Source organism: Streptomyces sp. H27-D2 (assembly GCF_035828615.1).
Lineage (GTDB): Bacteria > Actinomycetota > Actinomycetes > Streptomycetales > Streptomycetaceae > Streptomyces.
Genome location: NZ_JAYMZR010000083.1, coordinates 21,503 through 33,966, shown reverse-complemented (window position 1 = coordinate 33,966; position 12,464 = coordinate 21,503). Strand labels below are relative to the sequence as shown.

Here is a 12,464-nt window from a genome sequence, read left to right as displayed (position 1 = left end):
GTCTCCGCGTCCGGGACGCCCCCGGGCGCTCCCCCGCCCCCGCCGGCGAACCCGGCGGCTCCCACCGCGCCCACGGGCCCCAACGGGCCGCCCGGACCGCTGGACGCGGCGGCCGGCTCCCGGCGCCAGGCGTCCGTGATGCGCTCGTCGGCGGCGGCGACCGCGCAGCGCAGCAGCGCGCCGAGCCCGTCGGTGAGCGCGTCGAGGAGTTCCTCGGGGCCGCTGCCCTTGGGGTGCCCCTGCCAGTGGGCGAGTGCGTCGCCCGCGAGCACCTCGCCCGCCGCGACTTCCCGCCGGACGCGCTCCGCGGCCTCGTCGTACGCCTCGTCGGCGATGTGCGTCAGGCGCAGCGCCGCCGCGTGCTGGGCGGCGGAGGCGCCGGCCAGCGCGGGCATCCGGGAGCGCAGCGAGGCGAGCACGCCGGCCGCGGTGCGGCCCGCGGCGGCGGCGCGGGCGGCCGGGTCCTCGGCGCGCAGCGCGAGCCAGTCGCGCAGGGCGGCGACGGCGGTGGCGGGGAGCAGCCCGCTGCCGCCGCCCGCCGACTCGGGGAGTTCGGGGATGGTGAACCGGGGCACGTCGCCGAGCCCGGCCTTTTCGAGCAGCGCCGCGAACCGGCCGGAGATGTCCGTGACGATCTGGTGCGGAACCCGGTCGAGGACGGTCACGAGCGTGACGTCATACTCCTTGGCGGTCCGCAGCAGGTGCCACGGAACGGCGTCCGCGTAGCGCGCGGCGGTGGTCACGAGCACCCAGATGTCGGCCGCGCAGATCAGTTCGGCGGCGAGTTCGCGGTTGCGGGAGACGAGCGAGTCGATGTCGGGCGCGTCGAGCAGCGCGAGCCCGCGCGGCAGCGCGTCGTCCGTCTCGATCCGCATCGCGGGCGGCCCGCTGTCGGGGGCGCTGCCCGGCTCGAAGCCGGCCCCGTCGTCCTGGCCGTACGCGCCGCCGTCGGCCGCGCCGTCGGCCGCCCCGCGCTCGTACACATCCTGCTCGTACGCCCCGTCCTGGGTCGGCACCCACACCCGGCTGAGCTGCGGCAGCACCCGCTGGCCCGCGAACCAGCAGTAGTCGTCGGGGTGGCACACGAGCACCGGCATCCGGGTGGTCGGGCGCAGCACCCCGGCCTCGCTGACGCGGCGGCCGACGAGCGAATTGACCAGCGTCGACTTCCCCGCCCCGGTCGATCCGCCGATGACGGCGAGCAGCGGGGCTTCGGGCGTACGCAGCCGGGGCACCAGATAGTCGTCGAGCTGCGCCAGTAGTTCGACACGCGTGCGGCGGGCCCGCGCGGCGCCTGGGAGTGGCAGGGGAAAGCGTGCGGCGTCCACACGGTCGCGCAGTGCGGACAGTGCGTCGAGCAATTGAGGCCGTACGTCCAAGGTCGCCACATGCGAAGAATGCCCAATTTTGCTGGGTTTTTGAAGCGTATAGCCCTGTGTACGCGCCGAACAGACCCGCTCAGATCAGCATCAGTGACACAAGGAGCCCCCGCGACGGACGGGGCCCAGGCATAACGAGTACACAACACCCGCCTCCTGGGACGCCAAAAGCGGTGCAGAATTCGTACCTGCCTGCGATTATCGGGACCGCTTCACGGAACCTCCACAACGTGTCACGGAGGTGAAGCAACCAGGACGAGGCACCCGGAGCCCTATCCTTGTCCCCGGCAAGGTCACGGAACCGCCCAACCCAGCAGCCGGCACCCCGGCCGCACGGTCGGAACCGCAGGCACCGCGGGGCTCCGGCCACCACGGCCACCACCCGGCCCCCGTAGCTCAGTGGATAGAGCAGGTGCCTTCTAAGCACTTGGCCGCAGGTTCGAGTCCTGCCGGGGGCACCACTGACATCCTGTCAGCTGGCCTGAGTTTTCGCAGGTCAGACATGGTGTCCGCAAGTTCCGAACGAAGCGGACCCCAGGGTTCCGCCGGAGCCAGGAGTCCGGCTGGCACCGGTTGAAAGCGGGTTTCTACGGCTGGCTGTCCCACATGCGTCCCATGGGATCCCTCGCCCAGAGCCTCCCGCGGCAGGACCGCCGACGGCCCGGCCGCCAGCCCCCGGCCGTTGTTCCCCCTGTCGGCCGGCGGTCACACCTCGGCCTCCGGAAGGGCCTGAAGCGGCTCCACACGCCGCAAGTAGTCCGCCGCCTGACCGGATATGCAGCGGGCGTAGATCGCCATCAGGACGGGAACGCTGTTGCCCGCCCACTCCGCTACCTGGGGCTGCGGGATTCCGCCGTTCAGCCAGGCCGTCAGGCACGTATGACGCAGGTCATACACGCGCTTGCCGAGGGGCGAGTCGTACTCGTGCGCGGGGAGCACCGCCTCGCGCGCCTTCCTCCAGACGCGACGGAAAACCGATCCGGCGAGCATCCCCCCCTTCTCTCCGGGGAAGAGCAGGTCCGTGGGGCCCAGCTCGTACGCCTTGATGAGTTCGCGCAGGATGGCGACGAGCAACGGGTGCACCGGCACAAGGCGGGTGTCTCCCACGGCCCGGCCCTTGAGCTGGCGCGCCTCGTGGACCTCCCCCGAGTCCGTCCACTGGCTGCCGACCTCGGGCTGCGCCTCATGGACCAGGAATTCGCCCCATCCTGATTCAGGGAGTATGACGTCGCTCACTCGTAGGGCGACCGCTTCCTCGGGGCGGAGACCCGCGTAGTAGAGGGTCGCGAAGAAGGCCCGGTAGCACCGGCCCCCTCGCGTTCGCGCTCCGATCCAATCCAGCAACTTGGCGACCTGCCGCGGGTTCAGCAATGCCCGTCTGTCGATGGCCAGCGCGATCTTCGGAGCAGTGTTCTCGCCCTTGCCCTGGGGAAGCGGGTTGGTCCGCAAGATCTTGTGCTTGATCGCGTACCCCATGACGAGGTTCATGATCCGGCGGTTCCGGGTGACGGAGCTGGCCGCGACCGTGGTCCCGTCCAGCCGTGTCCCCAGGGCGTGGATGACCTGCTCGGTCTTCTCCGAGTTCTCCCAGGCGCTCATGGGCAGGGTGTTGCGTTGTACCCAGTCGAGGATGACCCGTACGTCCTCGGGCGCCGCCGCTCTCCTCTTGGTGTTGAAGGCCCACTCGCGCAAGGCCGTGCGCACCTCGACGGGCTCGAACTGCGTCGCGGGCGTACGAAGCAGGGCTACGGTCGCGGTGGCCATCACCTTGGCGATGATCTTGCGGTTGTTCCCTGACGAGCGGGTCCATTTCCAGTCGACGTACTCGACGGCGAACGCATACCAGCTCTTCTCCGCCGACTTGGATGCGAAGGATTTCGGGAGACCCGTGGCGGAGCTGAAAGACTCGCCCTTCTTCAGAGCGGTCATCAGTTCCGACCGTCTGGCGTCTGCGAGCGCGCTCGTGGCGTAGGTCTTGCTGTGCTTCCTGCTGTCCACCTTCCACCGGAGGGTGTAGCTGCTCCCCTTCTCCCGCCTGTTCGTCTCGATTCCGTAGATCCGGACGTCGAACGAACTGTCCATCAGGAACGGTCCTCACAATCGGTAAGCCAATTCTCAAAGTCGCGGCGACGGATACGAAGAGCGCCGTTCGGCAGCCGGATGCAGCGGGGCCCACGGTTCTTCTGCCGCCAGTCGTAGAAGGTGGACCGAGCGACCTGCAGCTCGGCGCAGACCTCATCAACCGTCAGCTTGTCCACACCGCGGGTCAGGGTCAGCGCCATGACCGCACCTCGGCGACAGAGGAGGCCCGGACCGTGCGAGGCGCGGTGCCTCGCATATCGCAGGGGGCGGAAAAAATGGCATGGGGTATCACGGATCGGCGCATGGGTGTTCCTCACACGGCGCGACGTCGCGCGCCTTCTCATCGAGCAGGTAGCACCGGCGGGAGAACGCCGCCGGATGCGCCCAGCAGCGACCGGCGGCTTGAAAATGATGCCGCCGAGGGAGACGCTGCGTTCCAGGTCAGCAGCAGTCATCCGCCGCCCTGCTGTTTCCTACTCGGTATCCACGCGACGTTGTCCACTGCGTCCGCATGGGCTCCACCGCCAAGCGCAGCCGGTGCGGACAACACCCATGGTGGTGAGAAAGTCCGGTTTGGCTAACCGGGGATCTCCCGCTATAAAGGGCGCGCCCCAAAGAAGACCCAACTCTCCTGCGCCCGTCCGGATCCCGGGGCTGGAGCGCGCGGCCGGAGGGCTCAACTCTCCGATTCGAGCAACGGGCAGCCCCGTCGCCTCCGGCCGCCGAAGGGCGTTGTCGCGTCCGCGGACATCGTTCCGGAGCGGCTCAGCGGAGCGCCGCTCCGGAACAAGCCGCGACACATGTGACGAGCGCCCACCACGTCGTGGTGACCATTGGCGTGCCTTCTCGGCGGACAGTTCTATCGCGCAGCCACCGGGGGATCTCAGCGCAAGGGGCAGTCAGCTGCACGCCGGTGAACGGCTCAGGTATTGAACGCACCGAGGCCAACCAAAAGGACGGTGCACATCCGGGAAATACAAGCGGGGATCTTGACAGGATATATCCGTGGTTCAAGTTTCCGGGCCCAGGTTTCGCACTCCGGCGACAAGCAGTAAGCCGTCGACACCCACCGGCAGGTCAACGAGCTCAGCGACGAATCCGGAAACGGCCTCGGAGAGTGTGCAGCTGCTCAATGTCTGCGTCCAGCCGTTCTGTTGCCTGGCCCCGGTGACGCTGGTGCGCCCGACGGTTCCACCGCGGTGGTGGTCCGGGGTTTCGGGGAACCAGCCAACGTAGGCACGCCCGCGGGGCTGCCGCAGTGGGTGTTGGCCGGGGGAGCGGTCGCGGACCAGCCCGCCGCCCGCAGCATGCCGACGACTCTGCGGCCGGAGCCTGAGCCGAGCATCCACGGACACGGGATACGCGAACGGTTGACGGAGGTGGCGACTACGGAGTGCATGGGCGTGGATCCTTTCGCTGACCTACAGGTTTTGGCGAGGTCCGTACATTGACATGGTTCGCGGAGGGTCTTCCAGTCATTGGCCGCCATACGCGTCTGCCGTGGGCGAACTACCGTCGGTAGCCTGCCGATCGGCGTCCAGGACGCCCTCCGAGAGGTTGGTCGACCAACCGTCGTTTCACCGAGCGGTCGAGTGCAGACATCTCACTCCGGGCGGCAGAGCCTTCGTCCGGATCCTCGTATGAATCATCCGAGGATCCGGACGCAAAAGCCCGAAACGGAACCCCGAGAACCTCCCACCGCACCCACCGAGGCCGCTGCCTCTCGTGCCTTCACCGTGTTCTGGCCGATCTTCAGCAGGGCATTCGTCTTGTGCCGAATCTCGGCCGGGACGATCTCCACCAGCACCCCGCCTGCCGGGTTGGAGAAGGCGCTCGCCGCGCCGCAGACTGCCGCCATCGCCGCCAGATGCCACACCCGCGCCACCCTGGACCACAGCAGCGCCGCCGCCGCGGCCTCCGTCAAGCCGCAGACCCGCGTTCGTCCACACCATCACCCGGGCGCGCGACCACCGGTCCGCGACCACGCCGCCGACCAGCAGGAGCAGGATCTGCGGCGCCACGCCGCCGCGAGCAGCGCGCCGAGGCCGGTCGGCCTTCCGCCGAGGTGGAGCACGGCGAACGCCAGGCCGATCGGGGAGACGGCGGATCCGGTCCAAGAAAGCAGCCGCGCCGCGGAGTGCAGCTGGTAGGCCCGGACCGACAGGGGAGCGCCTGCGGCGGCGTGTCTTCCAGCCCACCGCGACGGCTCTGCGCGGCGGAGCGGCGAGAAGCCGGACGACTGTGCAACCGCGCGGGACCAGCCGGCCGAGACCGCTCTCGTCGGCGAGAGCGTCAGCGGTGGGCGATCAACAGCGAGCCGGTCGGGGTACGGCCCGACGGCGGCAGTTTCTCCGGGTCCGCGAGGTCGGCCGCCGCGTGGCGCACGGTCATGGTCGGCGGTGTGCCGGGGAAGTCGAACCCGGTCAGTTTGCGGACCGTGGACCGTCCCCCGTCGCAGCCGACCAGGTAGGCCGCGGAGATCCGGCGTTCCCCCTGGGGCGTCCGTACGGTCACGGTGATGCCGTCGCTCTGCCGGTCCACTCCGGTCACCGTGTGCGCACGCCGCACCGGTACACCGAGGCCGGCCAGATACTCGCCGAGGATCCGCTCCAGATCCGGCTGCCAGATCAGCGCTCCTGTGCGCTCCGGCTCTTCCTGCCGAGCCGGGTCGATCTTGTGTATCCAGGCGAAGTGGCCCTTCTCGCTGCCATGATCGCGTGTCCGGTCGGCGTGAGCCTTCGGCTGATATTCCGTCAGCCGCGCGCCGAGACCGCGTCGCCCGAGCGCCTCGGCCGCCAATGGCCCCACCCCGCGCGCCCTGGGCTCGGACGTCGGCTCGGCCAGCCGTTCCAGAACCACCGGCGCGCCACCTGCCAGCCGCAGCTCGGCGGCCAGCATGAGGCCCACCGGACCGGCCCCGACCACCACCACGTCAGCATCCACCGTCGTGCCATCCCCATCCATCGAGGGAAGTCGAGTCGAATATAAGACTAGGCCGTTCAGTCTCATGGATACTAGGGCGAGACGCTTCATCTGACGAGAGAAGGTTCTGACCATGACTGGTTCTGCCGGCCGGGTCCCGCGGCGCTCACCGGTCAAACGCCGGTCCATCCTCGACGCCGCCATCGAGGTCTTCTCCAGCCAGGGCTACGCCCGCACGAGCGTGGACGCGATCGCGGCGGCGGCAGGGGTCGGCAAGCAGACCGTGTACGGGCATTTCGGCGACAAGGAACGGCTCTTCCTCGCCGCGGTGGACGAGGCGAGGGCAGCCAGCTCCGGCGATCCGGACAACCTGGCCAGCTTCGACGGCAGCCCCCTCGCGGACCTGACCGCGATCGGCGAGCGCCTCCTCGACGTGGTGCTCTCGCCGCGGGTGGCCGCGCTGCACCGGCTCACCGTCGCCGAGATCAGCCACCACCCGCAGCTGCAGCGCACCTGGAAGGGATCCGCCGCACCGGCCCTCGATGGTCACATCGCGGCGTACTTCCGGACCTGCGACCTCGACGGGACGCTCGTCGTGCCCGACCCCGCCCGTACCGCACGGCAGTTCGCCTACCTGCTCGTCACCGAGGGGCGGGTGGAGACGGGATACGGCACGCTGCCCCTCTCCCCGGACCGTCGGCGCGCCATCGCCGGCGACTGCGCCGATCTGATCGTCCGCGCGCACCGGCCGTGATCCGGACCGGTCGGGTGCCACTTCGGCGTGCGGGAGTGCCGTAAGCGGCTACTGTCCGAACGGTCGGCTACTTTCCTGCTGGTGACGGCCGTCATGGGGGCGGCGCTCGAGGGCTGCGGCGGCATCGACCACACCGCCCCTACGGACCGGATTGCCGACCGGCCCTCCCCCAGCGGGACGGCCGCCATCCCCGGCAGCCGCGCTCTGGCCGTACGTGCTGTACCGCCGCATGCACTGCGACCAGCAGGAGATCCGTCTCCGCGCCTTCCTCCAGCACTTCCCCGAAGCCCAGTGACGATTCGCAACTGACGCTCCTGCCAACATCAGCGCCGGTAGCCAGGGCGGGACACCATCAAGCATGTACCCGGCCACCACGAAGACATGGAGAAGGATTCACATCGGCCGCTGCTGTGCTGTGCCTGGAGCGTCACTCCGCAGATGGGAGAGCACAACGGTCAGTGGAAGATCCGTTCGGTCTTTGTCCTGCTCCCAGCGCATCAGGACGGAGGCCGTCGCTTCGGCCATCTCTACGGGGAGGGCCGCTCCACGCAAAGCGTCCGCGACCTCACCCATCTCGGGTGCCCATCGCCAGGCACGCGCGGCGACGCTGGGCAAGTACTCCGGGTCGGAGAGGATCTCGGACGTCATCGCTTTCGCTTCTTCGGTGAGGAGGTCGGCAACGCCGTGCTGCTCAGCGAGCGCGTGCGAGACGCCAGCGAGCGTTCGCGCCGCCTTCTGGAAACTGGCGAACGACATCTTGAGCGCGGAGGCCGCACCGATTCCGGCTCCCGCTTCCCTGACGTGCACAGACGTCCCCACGAACAGCCCGCTGGCCACGTCCATGGCGCTGAGGGCGCCAGCGAGGTAGAGCCGGGCTGTACGTCCCGCCGCCGGCGGCGGGCCGATGATCGCGCCATCCAGCACAGAGCAGTCGGCTGGCATCTTCGCTGCGATCCGCTGCATCCGCTGCGGGCTGATCGCGTTCGCGTCCAGATAGATGCCGTCGAACCCGTGCTGGGCTACGGCGCCGGCCACATCTTCAGCTGCCTGGGGTGGGCAGACAGACAGGACCACTTCACTCGCTGCCAGGGCTTTGTTCAGTGACTCGCACGGGGTGAAGCCAGCCTTCTCGGCACGCCCGTGTGTGCGGTGGCTTCGGTCGTCGGAGACCCAGAGAACCCGGTGGCCGGCTTCTACTGCCTGGGCGGCCAAGGGCGCGCCCATCGAACCGGGATGCAGCAGCGTCACGGTTGTCATCGGGTACCTCCGGACGGGAGTTCGAGAGTGTGCCGTTCCTGGTGGGCGGCGAGGGCTTCGCGTAGCCCGATGGCAGTCGGCTCCGTGGCTCCAGGGTGAAGGGCGAGGTTTCGCGTGAAGTGCCCCAACCTCTTCCTGACGCTTTCCGTGCCACGGCGAGCGTTGACCTGCAACACGGCGTGAACCTGGTGTGCTGCGCCGTCCAGGTCTCCGCGGCCCATGCGTGCCATTGCCAGGTCCATACGGGCCAGCGACATCTCGCCGAGCCGTCGTTGCTCTGGCGCGGCGGCTTCGAACATGGTGACGGCCTCGTCGGCTGCTTCCTCGGCATCCCCAAGGTGTTGACGGCCACCGAGCCATAGGTGCGTGCTGCTGGCGTAGAAGAGCTGTTTCTCGACGGGGAAGGCCATCATCCCGCCCGGGAGGTCGTCGCCTGCGCCGAGCTGTTCACGCATCGTGTCAGCCTCAAGGAGGGCAGCGAGTGCGTCGGCGGGCTGGTTGAGCTGTCCGTGGGCGCGTGCCTTGATGCTCATCAGACGGATGTGGGCCGTCCCCTGTTCGGGCATGAACCTGCTGCCGGCTTCCGCGAGCCGTACAGAGTCGTCAGGACGGCCATCCCAATAGGTGATCAGCGCCTGCAAACCGCGAACCCATGCTCGGAGGCCGTTGTGCCCGGCGAGCTCGCCGCACATGAATGCGGTGCGGGCCTGGGTCTCCGCCGCATCGTACTTCCCAAGATCGAAGCTGGCATTCGCCAGGATCCCGCAGAGCACGCCCGCAGCGACGTAGAGGTCCCGGGTCAACTGCGGGGGCTGCCGCCCTTCCAGCAGTTCGAAGGAACGATTCCGGAGATCCCGGACTTCCTGAAATAGCGGTCCAACGGGGCGGTTCGGATAGGTAGTCACGATTCGCCGTATATCGACTTCCAACTGCTCCATGGTGTGCGGGCCGACGTTGCTGACCTCGGCCCTCGCCACGAAGCTGGCCGATTCATTGGCCGCTGCCATCACCACATCCTCTGCCACATATTCGATCTGCGCTCCTGCCTCGTATTCTGCGGGATCGCCTGCGGCGAGGTTCGTCGGGGCAGCGGTCCGGGAGGCAGCGGCGAACAACTTGTCGAGCGGGACGGGCCGGAAGAGGTACGTCAGAATGCGTCGTGCCTCTGTGCGGGGAAGCGTTTTCATCTCACCGTGGGCCCACCGCAGAAACTGCCGCTTTTCAATCGCGGCAGTGCGCAGCCCGGTCGGCCCTTCGAGATCGGCCAACTCTCGCGCTGCTTCCACGTACCGCCGCAAGAACGCTTCGTAGTCCTGCCACCCACGTTCATTGATGAGTAGCTGGAAGAGGGTCAGGTTCGTCGGCTGCATGGCCACCTCATGGGCTCGTGACTGCACTGCCTTCAACGCTAGACACTAACCCTCCTGACCAACAGTGGAGTTGGCACTTGCCACCCGTCAGGCACCCAGAAGACGTGGTCAAGTCCGAAGAAGACGAAACAAGACATCGTTAGGACACTCGTTAAGGCACGGTCGCCTCGACAGACTGCGGCTCCATCACCAGCGTCACGGAAAACGCGCTACCAATCACTTTCCGTTGATCTGCTGCCGCGGCTGACAAGGGGACATCACGATGGCCTCGATCCTGACCACCTCCCGGGCGCCCGAGGAGGCGTCGCCCGAAGTAGCGCCAGCGGGCGCGAGGGTGGTCCTGTACGCCTGCGTGCCGACCGTCATCGACCCCGGCAGGGCGTTGCGAGCCACCGAGCGGTTCGCGCTGGACCAGGGCTGGGCGCCGGTCGCCTTGTTCCTCGACCGGGCCTTGGTCACGGGCTGCCAGGCGGAGCGGTGCGAATTGCCGAGGGCGCTCGGATTCGTCCAGGACGGTGAGGCGGCGGGCATCGTCGCGCCGTCCGTGGCGATGCTCTGGTACTACGCGGAGGACAGGGAATCGCTCGCGCGGTGGCAAGCCACGACAGGGGCTTTCGTGGCCACCCCGGCCTCGCTCGCCGCCGTGCGTCTACGCATCCCCCGTGGCTTCCGCGACCGTCCGAAAGCGCTCGGCATCGTCGCAAAGGTCGGTGGCCGATGACCAGTCCGAGCAGCGGCGAGCTCGACGAGCGGCTGGGCGCGCTCCTCTGGAAGCTGCTGGACTACGGCACCGTGCGGCCGGCCGCTGACGGGCCCTGGGATGTGGTGGTCACGACCGCCGGGGCGACCGGCCTGTATCTGGTCGAGCACATGGACGCTGTCCAACCGGGCGGCTGCGGTCCTGTCATCGCGGACCCGGACGAGTGCGTGCTGCTGTGGCTCGTGCCGCCCGGCACCAGCCGCAGGTGGATGAGCGGGCACGGCATGTGCTTCGCCGGCAGCGCGAAGAGCGACCTGCCGCCCTCGGAGCGCCGGTGGCCGCCGGGCCACTACTGGGTCCGCGGCTTCCGGGACGGCCACTTCGTGGACGCCGACCTGCTCGATCGGACACTGACCGCCCTGAGCCCCGGCCTACCGCTGAGCGCACCGCAGGAGGTGCAGTGGTAATGGCATCACTACGGGTCAACGAGCCGTGTGCGGTGGAAGCCGGTGAGGAATGGGATGCCGTGCGCCTGCCCCACGGACTCGCCGTTCCTCTGTGGCGGGCGTGCCTGGACTACGACGAACCCGCAGGCCCAGTGCTGTGCGACCGCACGCGGAAGCGGGTGTACTTCTTCGTCCGCGCCGGCCGTCTGGAATCGCGTGAACTGCCTGGCGCCGCCGTCCTGGGGACCGGATCGTCCGTGGTCGTGCCCCCTTACCACGCATCGGTGCCCACGGACCAGCCGGCCAGCCTCTTGTGGATGCGGACGCCCACGCCCCCCGGCTCCGGGCACTACATGGACCCGGACGGACTGGAGCGCATGCTCGCCGACCTGGTCGCCGGAACCACGCGGCCCTCCACCGGTCTGCCGAACCGCCTGAGCTACATGGGCGAGACCGTCGATCAGGTCCTGGACGAATCCAGCAGCCCACCGGGACCGAGGCAGGTGCCGGAGCTGATCATGCGCCTGAGGGGCCAGCTCATGGAACTGATCCCGATCCTGCACAGCATGGCCGACTACCGGCCCGCCGCGGACCTGGCCGCCGTGATCGACCAGGCGCGCAGGCAGCTTGCGGACGAGGCGGCGGCCTCACCCGAGGGCGTGGTTGCCGCCAACGTGCGGATGACGGCGCTCGCCCGCGCGGCGAGCGCTCTTCTGGCCTACTTCGCCCCGCCCCTCGGCCCACTGCGCGCCCGCACGGAGGGATCCCGATGAATGCCACCGCCCCCGCCTCCCCCGCTATCGCCATCGATCCGTACCGCGTCCGGACCCTCATCGCGGTGGCCCGCAGTTGGCGTGCCCCCTTCTATCCGCGCTCCGAAGAACTGGCGCAAGTTACCGGCCTGCTCGGCCAGTTCGCCGCCGCCCTCTCCTCGTACGCGGAGCGCCGCTGCGCCGCGCTCCCGCAGGGCGGCCCGGCGCAGCGGCGCTGCCAGGCAGTGATCGAGCACACCGCTTGGGTCCAGGACTCCGGCCCCGGTCCGGGACTGCACTCGGCGACAGTGCACGCCATCAGCCTGGCCGGTGCCGTCGAGGCCCTGGTTCGCGAGATCCAGTGTCCGGGGCAGGCGTGAAGCGGCCCCGCAGCGAGCCGCGTCCCTGCGGCCTGATGCGTCGTCACTGGGGAGCAGTCCTCGGCACCGTCGTGATCGCGGCTCCGGGCCTCTGCATCGTGGGAACCACCGCCATGAAGTTACTGACCAGATAACAACAAACGCCCGTCTCCGAGCCGCGGTTGCGCCCTGCGCCTGCGCTCGGGGACGGGGTCAGGCCCTCCGCCGAGAAGACCCGGCCCCGGACCCCGGCCCGAACCACTCGGCGGAGAGCGCTCCTCGCAGTCCCGCGGCACGCGAAAGGACCGATCGTGGCTGACCAGCCCTTCATTCCTCCCCTCACCGAGAGCGAGCACGTCCTGCTCGCGGGGATAGCACGCGGGGACACCCACGACCAACTGGCGCGGGCCCGATCGGTCACGATTTACACGGTCCACAGCCAC

The 12,464-nt window shown here is 69.0% G+C and carries 13 protein-coding genes and 1 tRNA gene; 6 read left to right on the top strand and 8 right to left on the bottom strand.

Annotated elements, in window-relative coordinates:
• Nucleotides 1-1,379: GTPase domain-containing protein (locus QMK28_RS26305; protein WP_326442076.1), on the bottom strand; the 1,379-nt coding region annotated here is incomplete at its 3' end.
• A gap of 385 nt (nucleotides 1,380-1,764) precedes the next feature.
• Here QMK28_RS26305 and QMK28_RS26300 point away from each other — a divergent pair.
• A tRNA-Arg gene (locus QMK28_RS26300) sits at nucleotides 1,765-1,840 on the top strand.
• Nucleotides 1,841-2,084: 244 nt separating this feature from the next.
• Here QMK28_RS26300 and QMK28_RS26295 read toward each other — a convergent pair.
• The 5 genes from QMK28_RS26295 to QMK28_RS26280 all read right to left on the bottom strand — a co-directional run bounded on the left by QMK28_RS26295 (nucleotide 2,085) and on the right by QMK28_RS26280 (nucleotide 6,404).
• Entirely contained in the window at nucleotides 2,085-3,461 is a 1,377-nt protein-coding gene (locus tag QMK28_RS26295) for a tyrosine-type recombinase/integrase (protein WP_326442074.1), read from the bottom strand.
• Nucleotides 3,461-3,661 carry a helix-turn-helix transcriptional regulator gene (locus QMK28_RS26290; RefSeq protein ID WP_326442073.1) on the bottom strand — a complete coding sequence of 67 codons (201 nt, stop codon included), beginning with the start codon at nucleotides 3,659-3,661 and terminating at the stop codon, nucleotides 3,461-3,463. Before QMK28_RS26290 ends, QMK28_RS26295 begins: the two co-directional genes overlap by 1 nt.
• A gap of 810 nt (nucleotides 3,662-4,471) precedes the next feature.
• Nucleotides 4,472-4,810, bottom strand: a complete 339-nt coding sequence (locus QMK28_RS34380) for a DUF317 domain-containing protein (RefSeq protein ID WP_443050826.1) — start codon at nucleotides 4,808-4,810, stop codon at nucleotides 4,472-4,474.
• A 296-nt stretch (nucleotides 4,811-5,106) separates the two neighbouring features.
• Nucleotides 5,107-5,385 carry a hypothetical protein gene (locus QMK28_RS26285; protein WP_326442072.1) on the bottom strand — a complete coding sequence of 93 codons (279 nt, stop codon included), beginning with the start codon at nucleotides 5,383-5,385 and terminating at the stop codon, nucleotides 5,107-5,109.
• Between the two features lie 368 nt (nucleotides 5,386-5,753).
• Complete coding sequence (locus QMK28_RS26280) at nucleotides 5,754-6,404, bottom strand: FAD-dependent monooxygenase (protein ID WP_326442071.1); 651 nt, start codon at nucleotides 6,402-6,404, stop codon at nucleotides 5,754-5,756.
• Between the two features lie 112 nt (nucleotides 6,405-6,516).
• On the opposite strand from QMK28_RS26280, the gene QMK28_RS26275 reads away from it, so the two are divergent.
• Entirely contained in the window at nucleotides 6,517-7,137 is a 621-nt protein-coding gene (locus QMK28_RS26275) for a TetR/AcrR family transcriptional regulator (RefSeq protein WP_326442070.1), read from the top strand.
• Between the two features lie 393 nt (nucleotides 7,138-7,530).
• Here QMK28_RS26275 and QMK28_RS26270 read toward each other — a convergent pair whose 3' ends face one another.
• Nucleotides 7,531-8,394 (bottom strand): NAD(P)-dependent oxidoreductase, encoded by an 864-nt coding sequence (locus QMK28_RS26270; protein ID WP_326442069.1) that lies wholly within the window; start codon nucleotides 8,392-8,394, stop codon nucleotides 7,531-7,533.
• Nucleotides 8,391-9,764, bottom strand: coding sequence for a hypothetical protein (locus QMK28_RS26265; RefSeq protein WP_326442068.1), 1,374 nt, complete (start codon nucleotides 9,762-9,764; stop codon nucleotides 8,391-8,393). The genes QMK28_RS26270 and QMK28_RS26265 overlap by 4 nt, the downstream gene beginning before the upstream one ends.
• Nucleotides 9,765-10,026: 262 nt before the next feature.
• Here QMK28_RS26265 and QMK28_RS26260 point away from each other — a divergent pair, with 262 nt between their 5' ends.
• Genes QMK28_RS26260 through QMK28_RS26245 form a run of 4 tightly spaced genes read left to right on the top strand, consistent with a single transcriptional unit; the run spans nucleotide 10,027 to nucleotide 12,042 of the window.
• Nucleotides 10,027-10,485 (top strand): hypothetical protein, encoded by a 459-nt coding sequence (locus QMK28_RS26260; RefSeq protein WP_326442067.1) that lies wholly within the window; start codon nucleotides 10,027-10,029, stop codon nucleotides 10,483-10,485.
• Nucleotides 10,482-10,931, top strand: a complete 450-nt coding sequence (locus QMK28_RS26255; RefSeq protein ID WP_326442066.1) for a hypothetical protein — start codon at nucleotides 10,482-10,484, stop codon at nucleotides 10,929-10,931. Before QMK28_RS26260 ends, QMK28_RS26255 begins: the two co-directional genes overlap by 4 nt.
• Nucleotides 10,932-10,990: 59 nt before the next feature.
• Nucleotides 10,991-11,683 carry a DUF6415 family natural product biosynthesis protein gene (locus QMK28_RS26250; protein ID WP_326442065.1) on the top strand — a complete coding sequence of 231 codons (693 nt, stop codon included), beginning with the start codon at nucleotides 10,991-10,993 and terminating at the stop codon, nucleotides 11,681-11,683.
• Nucleotides 11,680-12,042 (top strand): DUF6415 family natural product biosynthesis protein, encoded by a 363-nt coding sequence (locus QMK28_RS26245; protein WP_326442064.1) that lies wholly within the window; start codon nucleotides 11,680-11,682, stop codon nucleotides 12,040-12,042. Before QMK28_RS26250 ends, QMK28_RS26245 begins: the two co-directional genes overlap by 4 nt.
• Nucleotides 12,043-12,464: the final 422 nt, after the last annotated feature.